Raw genomic sequence first — 21,290 nt, 5'->3', positions numbered from 1 at the left:
CGGCGGGGTGGCAACCTGGGGGCCGGCAGGATGCGGCCGCTTCAGACCATCACGGAGACCATCGGGCGCTCATGCGGCTCGCTGGGGATGGGCAGGATCATGCCGTCGTTCAGGGCGTTCCAGACGGCGGTCTGCAAGGCTTCGGCGCCGTTCCGCAGCGCCTCCGCCTCGTCCGCGCCCCAGGCGCGCACGCCAGGGAAGTCCGGGAAGGTGATGGTGACGCCGTCGACGCTGTCGGACAGCTCGGCCGGATAGCTCAGGGATTCGTTCATTCCGCCCTTTCCAACGCTCGGGCCGCGTAGCGGTTCTCCGGCGGCGCGAGCCCCAGGTTCTCCCGCAGCGTCGAACCAGCATATTCGGTGCGGAACATCCCCCGCGCCCGCAGCTCCGGAAGGACCAGCTCCACGGTCTGGTCGAGCCCGAGCGGCAGGACCGGCGGGCAGAGGTTGAAGCCGTCGGCCGCGCCCGCCTCCACCCATGCCTGCATGTCGTCCGCGATGTCCTTCGGCGTGCCGATCAGGCAGCGCCCGCCGAAGCCCGGCGTGATGGTGGCGTAGAGCTGGCGGATCGTGAGGTTGTCGCGCCGCGCGAGCGCGAGGAGCTTCTGGGCCATGCTCTTGATGCGCGGATCCGGCGGCTCGGGCACCGGCCCGTCGAGGTCGTTCCCGCTGAGGTCGCCGAACTGCTGGTAGAGATAGGAAAGGCCGAGCTCCGGCGCGACCAGGTCGTTCAGCTGGTCGTACTGCGCCTGCGCCTCGGCCCGCGTCCGGCCGATGAAGAGCGTGACGCCCGGCATGATCTTCAGGCTGTCGGCCTCGCGCCCATATTTCGGCAGGCGGCCCTTGAGGTCGTCGTAATAGGTCTTCGCCGCGGCCATCTCGAAATGGGAGGAATAGACCACGTCCGCGCTCCGCGCGGCGATCTCCATGCCCTGCTGCGCGGCGCCCGCCTGCACCAGCACGGGCCGGCCCTGCGGCGTGCGCTGGATGGTCAGCGGGCCCTCGACCTGGAAGTGCTTTCCCTTGTGGTGGAGCGTGTGCATCTTCGACTGATCGAGCAGGATGCCGCTCGCCTTGTCGAAGACGCCGGCGCCCTCCTCCCAGCTGTCCCAGAGCCCCTTCACCACCTCCACGAACTCGGCCGCGCGCTCGTAGCGCAGGTCGTAGTCCATGTGCTTCTCGCGGCTGAAGTTGCGGGCCTCGATCTCGGACCAGGAGGTGACGATGTTCCATCCCGCGCGGCCGCCGCTGAGATGGTCCAGCGAGGCCCATTTGCGCGCGATGTGATAGGGCTCGTTGTAGGTGGTCGAGGCCGTCGCGACGAGGCCGATATGCGACGTCACCGAGGAGAGCGCGGAGAGCAGCGTCAGCGGCTCCAGCTCGAAGGTCTGATGCGAGCGGCGGAGAGCGCCGGGCGGCGTGTCTGGGGTGCGCAGGCCGATGCCGTCGGCCAGGAAGACCATGTCGATCTTCGCCTTCTCGGCGGTCTGGGCGATGTACTTGTAGTGGCTGAACTTGGAGGCCGCGTCGGGATCGGCGGAGGGATGCCGCCAGGCCGCGGCGTGGTAGCCGAGGTAGCGCATGGAAAGGCCGAGGCTGATCGGCTTGGTCATCGTTCAGGTCTCATCGCTTCGCTGGAAGAGGCGCCGCCGGGCCGGCGGCGCCGTGTCGGTGTCAGTACTCGTAGCCGGCGCGCTGCATGTACTGCCGGGAGATATCGAGGTCGTAGGCGATCGGCTTCAGGATGTCGTGATCGTATTCCGGCGCCGAGAAGGGCATCGGGACGGTGCCTTCCTTGCCGTAGCCGCCGGCGATCTCCTTGACGATCTGCTCGCGCGGCATGGCGTGGCTGATGGCCTTGCGGATGTACGCGGCGGCCTCCGCCGCCTTGGAGGGATCGCGCCGGCCCAGCGGCGTGTCCACACCCGTGCCGAAGACAGGGTGCCGCAGGTTGTAGCAGATGTGCTGCCACTTGAAGCTGTCGAAGGTCTGCACCTTGCCCCAGGACGGGTCGATCGTGCTGACCACCGGCCCGATGTCGTACATCGGGTCGTGCGCGTCGATCTCGCCGGCGCGCAGCGCGGAGAGCACGGAATCCGTGCCCTGGATGTTGACCACGTAGAAGGTCTTCACATTGCCGGTGTGCGGCTTCCAGTATTCCTCGTTGCGCACGTATTTGTACGCCCGGCGCTGCGGGTCGTAGCCCTGCGCGATCCAGGGGCCCGTGCCGATGCCGCCCATCGCGGTGTAGCTGCGGCCGGCCGAGGTGCGGACGGTGTAGCGGCCGAGCCAGTTGCCCGCGGTGTGGCCGCGCAGGCCCTCCGGGCGGATGCTCTCATAGGCATGCTTGGGGATGATCGCCTGCGCGCCCAGCAGCCAGTCGAAGAAGAGCATGTTGTAGGCCGGCAGGTCGACGGTGATCTCGTGCTTGCCGGTGATCCGGTAGGCGTTCGGCCCGCCCAGCAGCTGCTCGGTCGCGGCCTGGATCGGGGAGCCATAGGCCTTGTTGAGAAAGACGTCCCAGGTGAACTTCACATCCTCGGCGGTGAACTCCTCGCCGGAGTGCCACTTCACGCCCTGGCGGAGCGAGATGACCCAGTGCTTGCCGTCCTCCGACATGGTGTGGCCGGTGGCCAGCGCTGGGACGAGCCGCTTCGTCTCCCAGCTGTCGTACTCGTAGAGCCGGTTGTAGACGGGGCCGAAGATGTTCGATTCATTGTAGCCGATCGTGTACATCGGAATCAGCGAACTCGGCGGCGCCCAGGAGGCGAAGGCCGCCGTGGCGTTGTTGCCCCCGCCCTCGATCGTCCACTTCTCCGGGTTCGGATAGAAGACCGGGTTGAAGGTCGTGGTATCGAAGCCGCGCAGCTTCGGATTCACGGCGATGACGTCCTCGGGGTAGAAGAGGATCGTCATCGGCTCGATATCGTACCACCGCTGCTCGAAGGCGCGGTAGGCACCCATGCGCTGCGCGGGATCGATGGTGGAGGCCATGCTGTCCATCGCCGCGTCGAGCTGCGGGTCGTTCACGTAGTAGAAGTTCTGGCCGCTCGGCGGCATCAGCCGGCTGTGGAACAGCGTGTTCGGCGTGGGCGTGATCGCATTGTAGTAGTAGCGCTCCAGATAGGCGTCCCAGCCCCCTTCGGGATGCGGCTTGCCGTCGCCGCGCGAGCGCCGCGGGCCGATCACGGTGAAGGGCACGAAGCTGGAGACCACGTCGATGCCGATGCGCGACATCTGCTGCGCCGCCAGCGTGCCCCAGATCATGCGGGCCGGCTGGTTGTTCGGGATCATCAGATAGAGCTTGAAGAAGGGCGTCGCCGCTGACGCGGGGCCGACGGCCGCCGTGACGGCGGAGGCCGCGGCGGCCTGCATCAGGGCCCGGCGTTTGCTGCTCAAGGACATGTTTCGTCTCCCATCATGCGGGGTTGTGGCAGGCCATCCGATGCTCGCCATCGCCGGAGGGCGCGAGCATCGGTTCGATCTCGGAGCAGACCGGCAGCGCGGCGGCGCAGCGCGGGTGGAAGGGGCAGCCGGAGGGCCGGCGCAGCGCGCTCGGCACCTCGCCCTGCAGCACGATGCGGGTGTTCTCCGCGCCGGGGCTCGGGACCGGGATCGCCGATATCAGCGCGCGCGTGTAGTGGTGCCGCGGGCGGGTGAAGAGCGCGTCCACCTCGCCGATCTCGACGAGCTTGCCGAGATACATCACCGCAACATGCGTGCTGATGAAGCGCACCGAGCCGAGGTCGTGCGAGATGTAGAGATAGGCGAGCCCCAGCCGGTCCTGCAGCTCGACCAGCAGGTTCAGGATCTGCGCGCGGACCGAGACGTCGAGCGAGGAGACCGGCTCGTCCAGGATCAGCAGCTGCGGCTCGATCGCCAGCGCGCGCGCGATGCCGACGCGCTGGCGCTGGCCGCCGGAGAATTCGTGCGGGTAGCGCCAGGCGTGGTGCGGCTCCAGCCCGACCATGTTCAGCAGTTCCGCGATGCGTGCGTCCCAGCTCTCCGGGGCCTCCGGGCGGTGCACGCGCAGCGGCTCCTTCAGCGTCTCGCCGATGGTCCAGCGCGGGTTCAGCGAAAGCCATGGATCCTGGAAGACGTATTGCAGCGAGCGCCGCACCTGCAGGACCTTCTGCCGGTCGCCCTCCTTGAAGAGCGGCACGATGTCGCGACCCTGGAAGCGCACGATGCCCTCGCTGGGCTCGACCAGGTTGAGGATCGCGCGCGCCGTGGTCGTCTTGCCGCAGCCGGATTCGCCGACGAGGCCGAGCGTCTCGCCCGTCTCGACGCGGAAGGACACGTTGTCGACGGCGCGGATCTCGTCGGTCTGCCGCGCGCGGAACAGCCCGCGCCGTGTGACGGGATAGCGCTTGGAAAGGCTGTCGACTTCCAGCAGCGCGGTCATACCGCAATCCCCTGGCTGCCGCGGCGGATGCAGCTCACCGTATGGCCCGGCGCCACTTCCGTCTCGATGGGCAGGAGGCGCTGGCAATCGGCGATCGCCTCGGGACAGCGGTCGTGGAAGCGGCAGCCGGAGGGCGGGTTCAGCAGGTTCGGCGGACGGCCCGCGATGGTCGGCAGTTTTTTCCCCGCGCCGCGCTCATAGGCCTGGTCGACGCGCGGCATGCTCTCCAGCAGGGCGCGCGTGTAGGGGTGCTGCGGCGCGTTGAAGATGGTCGCGGCATCACCCGTCTCGCAGACGCGGCCGGCATACATGACGGTGATGCGGGTCGCCATGCGGGCGACCACGCCCATGTCGTGCGTCACCAGCACCATGGACATGCGGAAGCGCTTCTGGAGGTCGGCCAGCAATTCCAGGATCTGCGCCTGGATGGTGACGTCGAGCGCGGTGGTCGGCTCGTCGGCCAGCACCAGCGCCGGGTTGCAGAGCAGTGCGCGCGCGATGCCGACGCGCTGCTTCATGCCGCCGCTGAGTTCGTGCGGATATTGCCGCAGCCGCGTGACCGGATCGGTGATGCCGACGAGGTTGAGCAGCTCCGCCACCCGCTCCTCGGCCTGCCTGCGGGGTACCTTCTCGTGCCAGGTGATGATCTCGGACAGCTGCTTGCCGATGGAATAGATCGGGTTCAGCGAGGTCGCGGGATTCTGGAAGATCATCGCGATGCGCCGGCCGCGGATCGCCGCCATCTGCTTCGGCGATTTCGTCAGCAGGTCCTCGCCCTCGAAGAGGATGCGCCCGCCCACCGTCCTCGCCGGCGGCGGCACCAGCCGCAGCAAGGCGAGACTCGAGACCGTCTTGCCGCTGCCGGATTCGCCGACGATGCCGAGTGTCTCCGCGGCGTTGATCCGGAAGTCCACGCCGTCCACCGCCCGCACCACGCCTTCGCGCGTGAAGAAGTGGACCTTGAGGTCCTGTACCTCGACGAGCGGCCTCGCATCGGCCACTGGCGCGGGGCTACCGGCGGAGGCGAGGGTTGAAAGCATCGGTCAGTCCGTCCGCGAGAAGGTTGAAGCCCAGCACCGTCACGAAGATCGCGCCGCCCGGGGCGAGCACGGCCCAGGGTGCCACCTTCAGCGCCTCGTAGTTGAAGTAGAGGGATTGGCCCCAGGAGACGGCGCGCGGGTCGCCGAACCCCAGGAAGCTCACCATGGTCTCGGCCAGGATCGCGCCGCCGATGCCGAGCGCCACCAGCACGATCAGCGAGGGCAGCGCGTTGGGCAGGATGTGCCGCAGCAGGATGGAACGCTTGGTCGAGCCGATGACCACCGCCGCCTCGACGAATTCCGCGTGCTTGAGGCGCAGGAACTCGGCCCGCGCCATGCGCGCGATCGGCGGCCATTCGAAGCAGCCGAGCAGCACGATGATGGTCATGAGGTTGAGGTGCGGCACGCTCTCCAGCCAGGTGCCGACCACGACGATGCCGAAGAGCCGCACCACGGCCAGGATCACGATGAAGACCGGGATGACCATGAAGAACTCGGCGAAGCGCATCAGGAACTCGTCGATCAGGCCGCCGGCATAGCCGGAGATTCCGCCGATGATCACACCGATGATGGAGGCGATGAACATCGCGCCGAGCCCGACGGCCAGGGCGGTGGGGGCGCCGTAGAGCATGCGGCTCAGCACGTCGTAGCCGTTGCGGTCGGTACCCAGCCAATGCGCCCAGCTGGGCGCGGCCCGGGAGGCGCCGCGAAGCATGGCCTCCTGGTCGGTCGGCGCGTAGGGCGCGACGAAGGGGCAGAGGATCGCGACGATCACGACCAGCGCCACCAGCGCCAGACCCAGCATGCCGCCGCGGTTGCGGCGGAAGCGGTACCAGCCCTGCCGCCAGATGCCCGGCGGGCGCAACGGCACCGCAAGGCTGGCTTCCGGCACCGCAGAGGGGATGGGATCGGGAGCGACCTGCGTGTCCATCTCAGGCGAGCCGGATGCGCGGGTCGATGAGGACATAGGCGATGTCGGTCAGCAACGTCGCGCCCACCAGCATGAAGGTGATGACCATCGTCGCCCCCATGATCAGCGGATAGTCGAGCTGCTGGATCGCCATGATGTAGAGCGCGCCCAGCCCCGGCCAGGTGAAGACCGTCTCCGTCACCGGCGCCGTGCCCAGCATCAGCCCGAAGAGAATGCCGAGATAGGTCAGCACGGGGATGAAGGCGTTGCGCAGCGCATGCCCGAAGACCACGCGCCGCTCCGGCAGGCCTGAGGCGCGGGCGGCGGTGATGAAGTCCTGCCGCAGCACCTCCACCAGCGAGGAGCGCATGAGCAGGGTCAGCGTCGCGGTGTTGAAGAAGACGAGCATGCTCACGGGCAGCACCATGTGCCAGAGCCCATCGATCACATAGCTGTCCATCAGCAGGTTTCGCGTGGAGAAGGCGCCGTAGGAGGGCAGGATGCCGAGCCAGTAGGAGAAGACCAGGATCAGCAGGATGCCCACGAAGAAGCCCGGCAGCGAATGCCCCAGCATGGCGCCGGCGATCACGCCGAAATCGAGCCGGCTGTACTGCCGCGTCGCCGCCACCACGGAGATGAGCACCGAGATCAGCAGCGCGATGAGGATGGCGGGGACCTGGATCTTGAGCGTCTCCTGCCCATAGGCGGTCAGCATCTCCGAGACGGGCTGGTTGTAGATGATGCTCGTGCCGAAATCGAGGTTCACGATGTTCCAGAGCCAGGTGAAGTAGCGGTCGGTGACGCTGCCATCGAGGCCGTAGTACTTGCTGACGGATTCGATGATGTCGTCGGTGATGCCGGGCCGCTCGGCCAGCAGGATCTCGATCGGATTGCCGATCGCGTTGATCATCGCGAAGAGGATCACGCTGACGCCAAGGATCAGGCAGGCGGAGAAGATCAGCCTTCGAGCGATGTAGCGTGCTGTCCCCATGAAGTCTCCTGACAGGGCGGGCGTCGATGCGGCGTGGTCTCGGAGGCGCCGCCGCCCCCTCGCTCTCACCCTCGGGGACGGCAGCGCTCCTGGATTTGACGCGCTTGCGCTACGCCATGTCCATCTCGTTTGTCGGCGAATCGGCAGGAGCGGTCGGCGGCCGCAAGGCCGCGTCCTGACGCATGGCATGGTCCAACACGACATCTCCCTCTCGTGGAGCCTGCCGCACGCTGAGCAAATCACCCCTAATGCGCCGGTTCTCCCGGCTGCAATGGAAGAGCCTAGGCATGCATTGATCTGAATCAAATGCTCATTTTGCCAAGCTTCATACCTCAATGTTATGAAGGCCCATGAACCGCCGCCTGACCCACCGACAGATCGAGGCTTTTCGGGCCGTCATGCTGCGGGGGTCCATCTCCGGGGCTGCGGAGATGCTGGGACTCACCCAGCCTGCGGTCAGCCGTCTCATGCGCGACATGCAGGAGATCCTGCAGCTCCGTCTCTTCGAGCCGCGCGGCAACGGAATCGTGCCCAATGCCGAGGCCAACCTCTTGTTCGGGGAGGTGGAGCAGAGCTTCGTCGGCCTGGGCCGCATCGAGCACACGGCGCATGAGATTAAGCGCGTGCGGCGCGGCCATCTGCGCATCATCGCCATGGCCGGCCCGGCGCACGGCATCCTGCCGCGGCTGGTGGCGCGCTTCCTGCGCGACCATCCCGACACCTACGTCGCCCTGCACAACCATATCGCGCCCACCGTGCTGGAGCGGGTGGCACTGCGCCAGTTCGACTTCGGCATCGCCTATGCCCCGGCCGACTATCCCGGCCTCGACATCGAGCCGCTGCCGAAGCTGGACGCCGTCTGCGCCCTGCCGGCGTCGCATCCGCTCGCGGCGCGGGCGGTGATCCGGCCAGAGGACCTGCACGAACAGAACCTCATCAACCACGGCGCGCGCAGCCACATCGCGGTGAAGCTGGACGCGATGCTGCGCATCGCCGGAATCATGGTGCGCGAGCTGGCCGAGGCCACCTCAGCGGAGGTGCTGTGCCGGCTGGTCGGGCAGGGCGTCGGCATCGCGCTGCTCGATCCCTTCACCGTGACGGCGCTGCGCGACCCCGACATCGTGCTGCGCCGCTTCGAGCCGCGCTTGGATTACCCCGTCGCCCTGGTCTTCCCTTCGGGGATGCCGCGCTCCCGCACGGTGGAGGAGTTCATTGCCGTGCTCCGGCAGGAGGCCACCATGTCCCGCCTGCTGCCGGATCTGACGGGGTGAACGGGAATTCATTTCGCTTCGGCCTTGCGCCGCGCCGGCCGTTCATGCTTTTTTGTTGTCTCTCACCCTCTGGCCGGCTGTCCGGCCATCGCTCGCGGACAACAGGGCGGCGCCTGGCGCTGCTGCAGAGCTTTTTTGGCGCGATCGACGCCTGAGGAAGATGAGCATGGCACGTCCAGGAATGATGAAGCTCGGCATGTCGATCCGCGGGCTCGGCTACCATCCGGCCGCCTGGCGGCACCCGGACGTGCCGGCCGACGGCACGCTGCGCTTCGAGCACTACGCGCACAACGCCGTGATGGCCGAGCGCGGTCTCTTCGACATGATCTTCTTCGCCGACGGCATCGGCCTGCGCGAGCGCGACGAGCCGCGCGGCTCGCTCGCGCGCTCGGGCTACGAGCTGGTGGAGATGGAGCCGCTGACGCTGCTGCCGGCACTGGCCGTGCTCACCAAGCACATCGGCTTGGTCACGACGGCGTCCACGACCTACAACGAGCCCTATCACGTGGCCCGCAAGTTCGCGACGCTGGACCTGATCAGCAAGGGGCGCGCGGGCTGGAACATCGTCACCTCCTGGTCCGAGGCGGAGGCAAAGAACTTCAACCGCGAGGAGCACCTCGAATACGAGACGCGCTACGAGCGCGCCGCCGAGTTCGTGGAGGTGGTGAAGGGCCTCTGGGACAGCTGGGAGCCGGACTGCCTCATCTACGACAAGGCCGGCGGCCTGTTCTACGACGAGAGCCGCATGCATCTGCTCAATCATCGCGGCAAGCACTTCCAGGTCCGCGGCCCCCTCAACGTCTCGAACATGCCGCAGGGCCGGCCGATCATGGTGCAGGCTGGCGCCTCGGAGCCCGGGCGGGAGATCGCGGCAGCGACGGCGGATGTCGTCTATGCCGCGCAGGATTCCCTCACGGCGGCCAAGGCCTATTACGACGATGTGAAGGGGCGGCTGGCCAAGTATGGCCGCGACTGGGACGACCTGAAAATCATGCCGGGCGTCCGCACCATCGTCGGCCGCACGCGGGAGGAAGCGCAGGAAAAATTCGACAAGCTGCAGGCCCTGACGGATCCGCTGGTCGGGCTGGCGCGCGTCTATGCCGCACTGGGCGACCTCAGCGGCTATGACATCGACGGCCCGGTGCCGGAGCCGCAGCGCGCCTCCGAGATGCGCAGCAGCACCGAGCGCGTCATGCACCGTGCGCGCTCGCAGAACCTGACCATCCGCCAGCTCTACACGCAGATCGTGGGCGGCGGCTTCTATCTCATCGGCACGGCCTCGGAGATCGCCGACGGCATGCAGGAATGGTACGAGGCCGGCGCCTGCGACGGCTTCAACGTGCTGCCGCCCTACCTTCCCGGCAGTTGCGACGACTTCGTGGAATTCATCACGCCGGAGCTCCAGCGCCGCGGGTTGTTCCGCAAGGCCTATGAGGGCGGGACTCTGCGCGAGAACCTCGGCCTCAAGCCGCATATCAACCGCTACGCCGCCCAGCGCGCGGCCCAGGCCTCGGCCGCCGAATAGGATATCGCCGCGTGACCAAACGCCAGATGAAGCTCGGCCTCAACCTCGTCGGCAACGGCGCGCATAGTGGCGGCTGGCGGATGCCGGAGGCGCATCTGGCCTCCTCCATGGACTTCGCCTTGTGGAAACGCCTGGCCCAGCAGGCCGAGGCGGCGAGGTTCCACTTCATGTTCTGGGCCGACGGCATCGCCGTGCGCAGCTCGGCCAAGGACGAGGAGCAGCTCAGCTACGACAGCCGCATCGACGTCTTCGAGCCCTTCACCATCATGGCCGCGCTCTCGGCGGTGACGGAGCGCATGGGCTACATCGCCAGCGCCTCGACCACCTTCAACGAGCCCTATCACATCGCGCGCAAATTCGCCTCGCTGGACCAGATCAGCGGCGGGCGCGCCGGTTGGAACGTGGTCACCTCCTGGTCCGAGCAGGAGGCGCTGAACTTCGGCCGCGACGCCCTGCTCGAGCACGCCCTGCGCTACAAGCGCGCCGAGGAGTTCGTCGACGTCGTCTTCGCCCTCTGGGACAGCTGGGAGGACGACGCCTTCATCCGCGACAAGGCGACCGGGCAATATTTCGACCCTGCCAAAATGCACACGCCGCATCACCACGGCGAGCATTTCCGGGTGCGCGGCCCGCTGAACGTCCGCCGGCCCGTGCAGGGCTATCCCGTCATCGCGCAGGCGGGATCCTCCGGCCCGGGACAGGATCTCGGCTCGCGCGCGGCCGACATCATCTACACCATGCAGAAGTCGCGCGACGACGCCGTCGCCTTCTACGCCAGCGTGAAGAGCCGCTTCGCCGCGCATGGCCGCACGCCCGAGAGCTCGCTGGTGATGCCGGGCATCATGCCGATCATGGGCCGCACGATGCAGGAAGCGCAGAACCGCGCCGACCGGCTGGCGGAGCTGATCCATCCCGAGCTGGGCCTGGCGGCGCTGATCCCCTCCTTCGGCGACCTCAGCGGCTACGACCTCGACGGTCCCGTGCCGAAGCTCCTGGCCGACACCAACAGCGTGAAGAGCGCCCATGAGCGGCTGGCACGGCAGCTCGAGGGCAAGACCATCACGATCCGCGAGCTGATCAATCAGCGCTCGGCCTCGGGGCACCATGTCTTCGTGGGCACGCCGGCCAGCATCGCCGACGAGATGGAGGACTGGTTCGTCCATCATGGCTGCGACGGCTGGAACATCCTGCCGCCCTTCTTTCCGGAGCCGGTGGAGGAGGTCTTCGAGCAGCTGATCCCGGAGTTGCAGCGCCGCGGCCTGTTCCATAAGGAATACGAGGGTAGGACCTTTCGGGAGAATCTGGGCCTCGCGCGGCCGGAGCATCCGGCGAGGCGGAGGGCCGCGGCGGCGGAATAGGCGCGGGCCACCCTGTCGGGATTGAGGGCGGGCTGATCCCGAAACTGCCCCGCTCGCGGGCGTTTCACGCGCGGCGGCTCCAAAGCCCATGCCAAAGACCCTGCATTTTCCGTGGCCTGCCGCCTCACCCCTCCTATAGCCTCGCGGCCAGGCTGGAGGGCTTGGCATGACGGAAGACGATCTGCGGCAGATGATCGGCCGCGTGAAGCGCGGCACGCTGTCGCGCCGGGGGTTCGTGAAGCGCATGGCGGCGCTCGGCTTCGCCGCGCCCGCGGCGACGCAGCTGCTGGCGATCACCGGCGCCGCCCCGGCCGCCGCCCAGTCCGGCTCGGTCCCCACCTATGCGCCCTCCCGGCGGGGCGGCGGCGGCGCGCTGAAGATCCTGTACTGGCAGGCGGCGACCCTGCTGAACCCGCATTTCGGCTCCGGCACCACCAACAACGATGCCAGCCGCGTCTTCTATGAGCCGCTGGCCGGCTGGGCCACCGACGGCACGCTGTATCCGGTGCTGGCGGCGGAGATCCCCTCCACGGACAATGGCGGCATCTCCGCCGATGGCCGCGCCATCACCTGGAAGCTGAAGCGCGGCGTGAAATGGCATGACGGCCAGGATTTCTCGGCCGACGACGTGGTCTTCAACTGGGAATACGCGAAAAATCCCGCGGTGGCCGCGGTCACCTCCGGCTCCTACCGCGACGTAAATGTCGTGAAGGTGGACGACTTCACCGTGCGGGTGGAGTTCGCCCAGCCCTCGCCCTTCTGGGCCGACGCCTTCGTCGCCTCCCAGGGGCAGCTCATCCCGAAGCACCTGTTCAAGGACTATGCCGGCGCCAATGGCCGCGACGCGCCCACCAACCTGCGTCCGGTGGGCACCAGCGCCTATAAGTTCGTCGCCTTCGCGCCGGGGGACAACCTCCGCGCCGAGCTGAACCCGAACTACCACCGCGAGAACCGGCCCTATTTCGACACGCTGGAGATCAAGGGCGGCGGCGACGCGGCCTCGGCGGCCCGGGCCGTGCTGCAGACCGGCGACTACGACTATGCCTGGAGCCTGCAGGTCGAAGACGCCATCCTCCGGCGCCTGGAGGAGGGCAGCCGGGGCAAGATCAACATCATCGACAACGGCAACATCGAGTTCGTGCAGCTCAACACGACCGATCCGAACCGGGAGGTGGACGGCGAGCGATCCTCGATCCGCACCGAGCATCCGGCCTTCCGCGATCCCGCCGTGCGCGAGGCGATGTCCCTGCTGATCGATCGCGGCGCGCTCGAGCAGCACATCTACGGTCGCGGCGGCCCCGCCACCTCCAACTTCCTGAACAACCCGCCGCGCTTCGTCTCGCCGAACACGCGCTGGGAGTTCAGCCTGCAGAAGGCGAACGACATCCTCGACCGCGCCGGCTGGGCGCGCGGGCGGGACGGCATCCGCACGAAGGATGGGGTGCGTCTGAAATTCCTGTTCCAGAGCTCGGTCAACGCGCCGCGCCAGCGCACCCAGGCGATCTACAAGCAGGCGGCCCAGCGCGCCGGCATCGAGCTGGAGCTGAAGTCGGTCACCGCCTCGGTGTTCTTCTCGTCGGACATCGCCAATCCCGACACCTATGTGAAGCTCTACGCCGACATGCAGATGTACACCACGACCATGACCCAGGCGGATCCCGAGCGCTTCATGAACCAGTACGTCTCCTGGGAATGCTCGTCCAAGGCGAACAACTGGCAGGGGCGCAACATCGTCCGCTTCCGCAGCGACGAGTACGACAGCCTGTTCCGCCAGGCGCAGGGGGAGCTCGATCCGGTGAAGCGGGCGGCGATGTTCATCCGCATGAACGACCTGGTGGTGAACAGCAACCACGTCATCCCGCTGGTGAAGCGGCCGACCGTCAGCGCCAGCCTGAACAACCTGCGGCCCGTGCTGAGCGCCTGGGACGGCACGACATGGCTTCTGGGCGACTGGTACCGCACGAGCTGAGCGCGCGCGCAGAGTGTCCCGCTACGTCATCCGCCGCCTGCTGATCGCGATCCCGAGCCTGCTCGCGATCAGCGTGATCCTGTTCACCGTGCTCGCTTTGGCCCCGGGCGATCCCTTCGAGGAGATGGCGACCAACCCCGCCATCCCGCCCGACGTGCGCGCGCATCTGCGCGCGAGCCTCGGCATGGATGACCCCATCCATCTCCGCTACCTCGCCTGGCTCACTTCGATGCTGAGGGGCGAGTGGGGCTACTCCTTCGTCAGCCGCATCCCCGTGGACGACCTGATCCTGCAGCGGCTGCCGGTGACGGTCGCGGTGATCGGCACCTCGCAGATCCTGGCGCTGTGCATCGCGCTGCCGGTCGGCGTCTATGCCGCAAGGCGGCCCTATTCCCTCTTCGACCAGATCGCGAACACCCTGGCCTTCGTCGGCTTTTCGCTGCCCACCTTCTTCACGGGGCTGCTGATGATCCTGCTGTTCTCGATCCATCTGGGATGGCTGCCCTTCGTCTTCCGCACCAACATCGACGCCGCCGGCTGGCGCTGGTGGTGGGAGATGGCGCGGCAGTCGATCATGCCGATCCTGGTGCTGGGCCTGTTCCAGGGCGCCTCCTGGACGCGCTACGTCCGCTCCGCCGTGCTGGAGGCGATCCGCATGGACCATGTCACGACCGCGCGCGCCAAGGGCCTCCCGGAATCCTCCGTGACCATCCACCACGTGGTGCGCAACGCGATGATCCCGGTGGTGACGCTGGTGGCGCTGCAGATGCCCAGCGTCTTCGGCGGCGCCATCGTCACCGAGCAGATCTTCCGCGTGCCCGGCATCGGCTCGCTGCTGATCACCGCGATCCTGGCCAACGACACCCCGGTGATCATGGGCGTGACCTTCGTCTTCGCCTGCCTGGTCGTCTTCTTCAATCTTGTGGCGGACATCCTGTATGGCTGGCTCGATCCCCGCATCAGCTACCGCTGAGGCCCCCCGCCAGGAGATCGGGCCCTGGCGGGATGCCTGGCGGCGCTTCCGCCGGCATCGCCTGGCGGCGGCGAGCACCGCGGTGCTGCTGCTGCTCATCCTCGCGGTGCTCGTCGGCCCCTTGCTCTGGACCACGCCGATCGACGAGATCGACTTCACCGCGACCCTGCAGGGGCCGTCGCTCGCGCATCCGCTCGGCACCGACGATCTCGGGCAGGACCTGCTGGCGCGGGTGCTCTATGGCGGGCGCATCTCGCTCGCGGTCGGCTTCACGGCCATGCTCGTGGCCCTCAGCCTCGGCATCCTGGTCGGCAGCGTCTCGGGCATGGCAGGCGGCGCCGTCGACGCCGGGCTGATGTGGCTGACCGACCTGTTCCTCTCCCTGCCGCAGCTGCCGCTGCTGCTGCTGATCATCTACCTCTTCCGCCAGCCGCTGACCGCGATCGTGGGGCCGGAGATGGGCGTGTTCATCCTGGTCGTCGCTGTCATCGGGGCGTTCAACTGGATGCCGGTGGCGCGGCTAGTGCGCGCCCAGTTCCTCTATCTCAGGGAAAAGGAGTTCGTGGACGCCGCGCGGGCGAGCGGCGCCACGTCGCTGGGCCTGGTGCTGCGGCACATCCTGCCCAATGCGCTGGGGCCCGTCATCGTGGCGGCGACCATCGACGTCGCCGCCGCCATCATCGCGGAGAGCACGCTCTCCTTCCTCGGCCTGGGCTTCCCGCCGGACATCCCGACCTGGGGGCGGCTGCTGTTCGACGCCAAGGACAACCTGGACTTCGCGCCGCACTGGGCGCTTGCGCCGGGGCTCGCGATCTTCCTGACGGTGGTCAGCATCAACTTCGTGGGCGACGGGCTGCGGGACGCGATGGACCCAAGGCATGTGCCTTAGAGCGGGATGACCGGAGGCGCGAAGGCGCCGGAGGTCTGAATCCCGCGGTCAAACAAAAGACTGGAGCGCGATGCGTGAGCGACGGCGAACGCATCAAGCTCCAGCGCCGCGGCAGCAGAATGGCTGCCGCTCGGACCTCCCGGCTGGAATTCCGGGGGGAACGGCCTTACCTCAGCCGGCAATGCAGATGGTTCAGGCGATTGGGAATGGTGCGGTCGAGAAGATTCGAACTTCCAAGGGGTTTCCCCCACCAGCACCTCAAGCTGGCGTGTCTACCATTCCACCACGACCGCAGACGGGGGCCGTGTAGCGCATGATCCCGAACGGTTCAACCGACCCCGCCGCGGAATTGCAATGGGCCGTCTCGGACGGGCTGACTGCCTACCCGGACGCCCTGGCCGCCATGGAGGCCCGGGTCGCCGGCATCCGGGCCGGCACGGCCTCCGAAGCCGTCTGGCTGGTCGAGCACCCCCCCACCTACACCGCCGGTACCAGCGCCAAGCCGGAGGAGTTGATCGACCACCGCTTCCCGCATTTCGCGGCCGGCCGCGGCGGGCAATGGACCTATCACGGCCCCGGCCAGCGCACCGCCTATGTGATGCTGGACCTCCAGAAGCCGCATGGGCCGGTGCCGGCGCGCGACATCCGCGCCTATGTACATGGGCTCGAGGAATGGATGATCCGGGCGCTCGACCGCTTCAATGTCCGCGGCGAGCGCCGGCAGGGGCGCGTCGGCATCTGGGTGGTGAAGCCCGGGGGCGCCGAGTTCAAGATCGGCGCCATCGGCGTGCGGGTGACGCGCTGGGTGAGCTGGCACGGCATCGCCCTGAACGTGGAGCCGGACCTCGGCCATTTCGGCGGCATCGTGCCCTGCGGCATCGCCGAGCACGGCGTCACCAGCCTGCACGACCTCGGCATCCTCGCAACCATGGAGGAGGCCGACGCCGCGCTGATGGCGGCCTGGGCCGAGGTGTTCGGGGAATCGGAGCCGGTCCAGATCGAATCGATATCAGATACAACTTCCCTAATTTAGATCATTGACGTTACAGGATGAATTGTCCGAATTCTGAATCGGATTGCATCCTGGAGTTGTATTCTTTGTCCGCCTCACCTCGCGCGGCGCACGGCGCCCTCTCCGATGATGCCCTCAAGGGCGAGCGCGCGATCCTCACCGGCTGTCTGCTCGACGCCTTCATCTGGACGGTCACGCTGGTCACCGCCCTCTGGGGCAATTCGCTGACGCTGCTCGGCGAATGCGTCCGCGGCGGGCTGCTCATCCTGCTGGAGACAGTGCTGCTGGTCCTGCTCCGCCGGATCAACCGCGGCACCATCGCGGATTACGACTACGGCACCCGCAAGCTCGAGCAGTTCGCCAACCTCGTCGTCGGCATCGCCATGATCCTGGGGGCACTCTGGCTGCTCTCCGGCGTCGCGCAGCGCTTCGGCGTGGTGCAGGAGCAGTCGGCGACGGGCATGGCCTTCGGCGCCCTGGCGGGGCTGGCGAACCTCGGCATCAACACCTGGGTCTTCCTCATGCTCTGGCGCGCGAGCCGGGGCGGGACCTCGATCATCGTCAACGGGCAGCTGCTGTCGCGGCTGTCGAAGGTGATCTCCTCGGCGCTGGTCGCGGTGGCGGTGATCGTGAACGCCTGGCTCGGCCCCGAGGGGATCGGCGGCTGGGCGGACCTCGCCGGCACGCTGGTCGTCGTCGCGGTGATGCTGACTTTCAGCGCGCGGCTGATCCAGGAATCCCTGCCGCACCTGATCGACCGGGCGTTGAGCGACCGGCAGCAGGCCACCATCAACCGGGCCCTGGCCGCGAGCTTCGAGGCCTATGACGAGCTGCTGGCGGTGCGGACCCGGACCCAGGGGAGCGACGCCTGGATCGAGATCGAGGTCGGCTTCGCGCCCAGCCGGTCGATCGGCGAGGTCCACCAGCTGGCCGAGGAGATGGCCAAGAAGATCCGCCAGGTGATCCCCGGCGCGCATATCCTCGTGATTCCACGGGCGATCGGAATCTAGCTCCCGATCTTCTCGCAGCGCTTCAGGTAGTCGGCGTTCAGCGTCACGCCGAGGCCGGGGCCCGCCGGACGCGGCATGCGGCCCTTCACGACGGTCTTCTCCAGCGGCGCCTCCACGAGGTCGAGGCGGTCATCCTCCGGCCAGACCGGGAAGAGCTCCTGGATGAGGAAGTTCGGCACGGAAAGCGAGAGCTGCACGCAGGCGGCCGTCGAGATGGGCCCGCCGCAATTGTGCGGCTGGATGAAGACGCCATGCGCCGCCGCGAGATGCGCGATGGCCTTCACCCCCGTGAAGCCGCCGGCGATGCCCATGTCGGGCTGTGCCAGGTGCAGTGCCTTGGCCTCGAAGAAGCGGCGGAAATCGCCCGATGTGACGAGGCGCTCGCCGCCCGCGATGGAGATGCCCGTGGCGCGCCCGACCTCGGCGGCGGCCGTGGCGTCCTCCGCATCGGCCACCTCCTCCATGAAGAAGGGCCGGATGGGCTTGATGCGCTGCCCGAAGCGGATGCTGTCCATGGGCCAGATATTGCCGTGCAGCTCGATGCAGAGGTCGGCCGCGTCGCCGACCGCCTCCCGCACCGCCTCCACGCGGGCAACGGCGAGCTTCTCCAGGTCACGGTCGAGGTTCCGGTTGGGATGCGCGGCATGGCCCGAGGCGTCGAGCTTCATCGGGTCGAATTTCATCGCGTCGTAGCCGCGCGCGACGACGCTGCGGGCCGCCTCGGCATAGGCCTCCGCCGAGGTCGCGCCGCGGTACCAGCCGTTGCAGTAGAGGCGCAGCTCCTCGCGGCAGGCGCCGCCCAGCAACTCGTGCACGGGAACGTCGAGCGCTTTGCCCTTGATGTCGTGCAGCGCCTGGTCGAGCGCGCTGGCCGCCGCGCCGAAGATGGCGCCGCGCGCGTGGCCCCAGAAAGTGGTGCGCGTCATCGAGTCGAAGATCGCCTCGGTGCGGAACGGGTCCTTCCCGATCACGTGCGACTGGGCCAGCTCCAGCAGCACAAGGGCGGCGCCGCGCCCGCCCTGGCCATAGGCGAGGCCGATCTCGCCCGCGCCCGAGATGCCCTCGTCCGTCTCGACCTGGACGACGAGGACGGCCTGCTTCGCGCCCTCCTTGAAGGCAGCGAAATCCGCCCGGAAGACCGTGACATCCGTGACTTTCATGGAGCTTCCCCGAGCTTCTTATGAGGAAATCCTGCGCCCGATTTTAGGGGCTGCCAATCGTGCCGGTGTCGCTACAATCGCCAAATCGGGCCCGCAGAGGCCCGGACCAGGGAAAGGAAATCTCCATGCTCCGACGCCATGTCCTGGCCGGCGCAGGCGGGCTCTTCGCGGCCGGCCGTGCCCGCGCGCAATCCGCTCCGGTCGAGATGCGCATGATCATCCCCTTCGCCGCCGGCGGCGCCACCGACCTGCTGGCGCGGCGCCTGCAGCCCTTGCTGGAGGCGAAGGGCCATCGCCTCGTCATCGAGAACGCCACGGGCGGCGGGACAGTGGTGGGCATGGCGCGGCTGGCGCAGTCGCGTGCGGATGGGACGGTGCTGGGCCTCGCCTCCTCCGGCCTGCTGGCGCAGATGGCGACGGGCGAGGTGCCGCTGCGGCCCGAGCAGTTCTTGCCACTCGTGCGCGTCGCCGAGGACCCCTCGATCCTCATCGTCGGCCACAACAGCCCGCTCCGCTCGATGCAGGATGTGATCGCGGCCATCAAGCGGCCGGCGGGCGTGACGGCGGGCTCGGCCGGGGCACGCGGGACGATGGGGCATCTGCGCCTCGCCGCGGTAGCGGCCGAGACGGGCGGGACCATCGAATATGTCGGCTATCCCGGCGCCGCTCGCATGACGAACGAGCTGCTGGGCGGGCATCTCGACATGGGGCTGGCCAAGCCGAACGACGTCTTCGGACAGGTGCGCAGCGGACAGATCCGGGTGCTGGCCGTCTTCGACACGCAGCGGCTGCGGCAGCTCCCCGACGTGCCGACGGTGGCCGAGGCGGGGCTCGCGGTGCACCCCTACGGACGGATGATCCAGATGACCTACCTGGTCGCGCCGGCCGGACTGCCGGAGGCGATGCGGCGGCCGGTCGTCGCGCTGTACCGCGAGGCCATCCTCTCGCCGGAGTACCAGGCCAAGGCGGAGGAAGACTGCTACATCGCCGACGGGCTGGCCGGGGACGAGCTGCACGCCGTGCTCAACGAGACCATGGTGGCCTTCCGGGCCGCGCAGGCGCGCGTCCAGGGCTGAAACGAAAAACGGCGGCCCTTCGCAGGGCCGCCGCTTCCCGTATCTGTCCGGTAAGTTACCGGCCGCGCGCCATGAAGCTGCGGCCCGAGGAGTTGCCCGGCGAAGCCGGACGCTTCCGCCCACCATCGCTCATCGGCTTCACGTAGGAACGCTGCTCCTGCGCCGGCCGGCTCGGGCGATCCTGGCGGTCGCCGTGATCGGAGCGCGCGCCGGCGTGGCCGCCATGCTCGCGCTTCGGCCCGCGATGCTGCTGAGACTGCGGCTGGCCGCCCCGGCCGCGCTGCGGGCGCGTCGGCGTGGCCTTCTCGTTCAGCGGGATGGTCGGGTTCGCGCGGCGGTCCTCGGTGTCGATCTTCTGGCGCGTCGTCCGCTCGATGGCGCGCAGCAGCCCGACCTCGTCCGGCGCCACCAGCGCGATGGCCTGGCCCGAGGCACCGGCACGGGCCGTGCGGCCGATGCGGTGCACATAGGTCTCCGGCACTTCCGGCAGCTCGTGCTGGATGACATGCGTCACCTCCGGCACGTCGATGCCGCGGGCGGCGATGTCGGTCGCGACCAGGATCGGCGCCCGGCCGGCCTTGAACTCGGCCAGGGCGCGCTCGCGCTGGGACTGGCCCTTGTTGCCGTGGATGGCATTGGCGCGCAGCCCGTCATCCTCGAGGCTCTTCACGATCTTGTCGGCGCCATGCTTGGTGCGGGCGAAGATCAGCACGCGGCCCACGCCCTCGCCGCGGAGGATGCCGGCCAGGACGCCGCGCTTGGCAGCGCCGTCCAGGATGATCACCTTCTGGTTCACGCGCTCGGCCGTGGTGGCGACGGGTGTGACCTCCACGCGGACCGGGTCGGTCAGCATGGCGTCGGCCAGCTTGGCGATGGCCGGCGGCATGGTCGCGCTGAAGAACATCGTCCGGCGCTGCTTGGGCACCTGGGCGACGATCTTGGTGATGACCGGGAAGAAGCCCTGGTCGAGCATCTGGTCGGCCTCGTCGAGGACGAGGACCTCGGTCATGTCCAGCCGCGCGTGGCGCGTCTGCATGTGGTCCATCAGGCGGCCCGGCGTGGCGACGAGCACGTCGACGCCGCGCGCCAGGTTGCGCTGCTGCGGCGCATGGCCGACGCCGCCGAAGACGGTGGCGACCGAGAAGCCCATGTGGCGGCCGTAGCTCTTGAAGGACTCGGCGATCTGCGAGGCGAGCTCGCGCGTCGGCGAGATCACCAGCACGCGGCAGCCACCGCGCGGCGGGCGCCCGCCGCCCTCGGCGAGATGGTGCAGGATCGGCAGGGCGAAGGCGGCGGTCTTGCCGGTGCCCGTCTGCGCGATGCCGAGGATATCGCGGCCCTGCATGGCCGGGGGGATGGCCTGCGCCTGGATCGGCGTCGGCGTGGTGTGGCCGGCCTGCTCCAGCGCGGTGAGGAGGAGCGGGTTGAGGTTCAGCTCAGCGAAAGTGGTCATGATAATTCCAGCTGCACGGCGCGCGCATTCGCGGCCGTGGAAGTTCGGGGATGGACACCCCGCGTGGCTGGGTTGTTCCGGGAGACAGCATCGGAAGGTCCGGCAGTTCGGCTGCCCGTATTCGCGGCGCCGCTCACGCGGCCGGACCCTGGCGAGCATGTGGGCCCGCGTCGATGGCCACCATATGCTGCGTTGCGAAAGGAAAAGCAAGGACGGATTGCGCCGGGCCTCCGCAGGCTGACATGCGCA

Annotated in this window: 18 protein-coding genes and 1 tRNA gene; 9 read left to right on the top strand and 10 right to left on the bottom strand. The window is 68.2% G+C overall.

Annotated elements, in window-relative coordinates:
- Positions 1–41 precede the first annotated feature (41 nt).
- From AC1ROY_RS18885 to AC1ROY_RS18855, 7 genes are all read right to left on the bottom strand, one after another.
- Complete coding sequence (locus AC1ROY_RS18885) at positions 42–272, bottom strand: type II toxin-antitoxin system HicB family antitoxin (protein ID WP_493150407.1); 231 nt, start codon at positions 270–272, stop codon at positions 42–44.
- Positions 269–1,612 carry an LLM class flavin-dependent oxidoreductase gene (locus AC1ROY_RS18880; RefSeq protein WP_493150406.1) on the bottom strand — a complete coding sequence of 448 codons (1,344 nt, stop codon included), beginning with the start codon at positions 1,610–1,612 and terminating at the stop codon, positions 269–271. Before AC1ROY_RS18880 ends, AC1ROY_RS18885 begins: the two co-directional genes overlap by 4 nt.
- Positions 1,613–1,673: 61 nt before the next feature.
- On the bottom strand, positions 1,674–3,398 hold the full coding sequence (locus tag AC1ROY_RS18875) for an ABC transporter substrate-binding protein (RefSeq protein WP_493150405.1): 1,725 nt from the start codon (positions 3,396–3,398) through the stop codon (positions 1,674–1,676).
- A gap of 19 nt (positions 3,399–3,417) precedes the next feature.
- Positions 3,418–4,404: an ABC transporter ATP-binding protein gene (locus AC1ROY_RS18870; RefSeq protein WP_493150404.1), complete on the bottom strand. Its 987-nt coding sequence runs from the start codon at positions 4,402–4,404 to the stop codon at positions 3,418–3,420.
- The gene (locus tag AC1ROY_RS18865; protein ID WP_493150403.1) at positions 4,401–5,444 is read right to left on the bottom strand and encodes an ABC transporter ATP-binding protein; all 1,044 of its coding nucleotides are present in this window, start codon (positions 5,442–5,444) and stop codon (positions 4,401–4,403) included. Before AC1ROY_RS18865 ends, AC1ROY_RS18870 begins: the two co-directional genes overlap by 4 nt.
- Positions 5,416–6,375 (bottom strand): ABC transporter permease, encoded by a 960-nt coding sequence (locus AC1ROY_RS18860; RefSeq protein ID WP_493150402.1) that lies wholly within the window; start codon positions 6,373–6,375, stop codon positions 5,416–5,418. The genes AC1ROY_RS18865 and AC1ROY_RS18860 overlap by 29 nt, the downstream gene beginning before the upstream one ends.
- Position 6,376: 1 nt before the next feature.
- Positions 6,377–7,345: an ABC transporter permease gene (locus AC1ROY_RS18855; protein WP_493150401.1), complete on the bottom strand. Its 969-nt coding sequence runs from the start codon at positions 7,343–7,345 to the stop codon at positions 6,377–6,379.
- Positions 7,346–7,695: 350 nt separating this feature from the next.
- Between AC1ROY_RS18855 and AC1ROY_RS18850 the strand changes: the two genes are divergently transcribed.
- The 6 genes from AC1ROY_RS18850 to AC1ROY_RS18825 all read left to right on the top strand — a co-directional run bounded on the left by AC1ROY_RS18850 (position 7,696) and on the right by AC1ROY_RS18825 (position 15,330).
- Positions 7,696–8,616, top strand: a complete 921-nt coding sequence (locus tag AC1ROY_RS18850) for a LysR substrate-binding domain-containing protein (RefSeq protein WP_493150400.1) — start codon at positions 7,696–7,698, stop codon at positions 8,614–8,616.
- A gap of 166 nt (positions 8,617–8,782) precedes the next feature.
- Positions 8,783–10,141, top strand: coding sequence for an LLM class flavin-dependent oxidoreductase (locus tag AC1ROY_RS18845; protein ID WP_493150399.1), 1,359 nt, complete (start codon positions 8,783–8,785; stop codon positions 10,139–10,141).
- A gap of 11 nt (positions 10,142–10,152) precedes the next feature.
- Positions 10,153–11,499, top strand: coding sequence for an LLM class flavin-dependent oxidoreductase (locus AC1ROY_RS18840; RefSeq protein ID WP_493150398.1), 1,347 nt, complete (start codon positions 10,153–10,155; stop codon positions 11,497–11,499).
- 166 nt (positions 11,500–11,665) lie between these two features.
- Positions 11,666–13,468, top strand: coding sequence for a peptide ABC transporter substrate-binding protein (locus tag AC1ROY_RS18835; protein ID WP_493150397.1), 1,803 nt, complete (start codon positions 11,666–11,668; stop codon positions 13,466–13,468).
- 13 nt (positions 13,469–13,481) lie between these two features.
- Positions 13,482–14,441, top strand: a complete 960-nt coding sequence (locus AC1ROY_RS18830) for an ABC transporter permease (RefSeq protein ID WP_493150396.1) — start codon at positions 13,482–13,484, stop codon at positions 14,439–14,441.
- Positions 14,407–15,330: an ABC transporter permease gene (locus AC1ROY_RS18825; protein ID WP_493150395.1), complete on the top strand. Its 924-nt coding sequence runs from the start codon at positions 14,407–14,409 to the stop codon at positions 15,328–15,330. Before AC1ROY_RS18830 ends, AC1ROY_RS18825 begins: the two co-directional genes overlap by 35 nt.
- 207 nt (positions 15,331–15,537) lie before the next feature.
- On the opposite strand, the gene AC1ROY_RS18820 is transcribed toward AC1ROY_RS18825, so the two are convergent.
- Positions 15,538–15,623: transfer RNA gene (locus tag AC1ROY_RS18820), tRNA-Leu, on the bottom strand.
- Positions 15,624–15,643: 20 nt separating this feature from the next.
- Here AC1ROY_RS18820 and lipB point away from each other — a divergent pair.
- Together lipB and AC1ROY_RS18810 are read left to right on the top strand one after the other, a co-directional pair.
- A complete protein-coding gene (gene lipB, locus AC1ROY_RS18815) occupies positions 15,644–16,363 on the top strand; it encodes a lipoyl(octanoyl) transferase LipB (protein ID WP_493150394.1) in 720 nt (239 codons plus the stop codon).
- A gap of 65 nt (positions 16,364–16,428) precedes the next feature.
- The gene (locus AC1ROY_RS18810) at positions 16,429–17,352 is read left to right on the top strand and encodes a cation diffusion facilitator family transporter (RefSeq protein WP_493150393.1); all 924 of its coding nucleotides are present in this window, start codon (positions 16,429–16,431) and stop codon (positions 17,350–17,352) included.
- Here AC1ROY_RS18810 and AC1ROY_RS18805 read toward each other — a convergent pair.
- Positions 17,349–18,512, bottom strand: coding sequence for a mandelate racemase/muconate lactonizing enzyme family protein (locus AC1ROY_RS18805; protein ID WP_493150392.1), 1,164 nt, complete (start codon positions 18,510–18,512; stop codon positions 17,349–17,351). The two genes, AC1ROY_RS18810 and AC1ROY_RS18805, sit on opposite strands and share 4 nt — an antisense overlap.
- A gap of 125 nt (positions 18,513–18,637) precedes the next feature.
- On the opposite strand from AC1ROY_RS18805, the gene AC1ROY_RS18800 reads away from it, so the two are divergent.
- Positions 18,638–19,588 (top strand): tripartite tricarboxylate transporter substrate binding protein, encoded by a 951-nt coding sequence (locus AC1ROY_RS18800; protein WP_493150391.1) that lies wholly within the window; start codon positions 18,638–18,640, stop codon positions 19,586–19,588.
- Between the two features lie 55 nt (positions 19,589–19,643).
- On the opposite strand, the gene AC1ROY_RS18795 is transcribed toward AC1ROY_RS18800, so the two are convergent.
- Positions 19,644–21,041 carry a DEAD/DEAH box helicase gene (locus AC1ROY_RS18795; protein ID WP_493150390.1) on the bottom strand — a complete coding sequence of 466 codons (1,398 nt, stop codon included), beginning with the start codon at positions 21,039–21,041 and terminating at the stop codon, positions 19,644–19,646.
- Between the last annotated feature and the right edge of the window lie 249 nt (positions 21,042–21,290).

The sequence above is a fragment of the Roseococcus sp. GW821-FHT12F05 genome, assembly GCF_058806835.1.
Note: the sequence above shows the minus strand (reverse complement) of the source record. Positions and strands in the feature narration are given on the sequence as shown.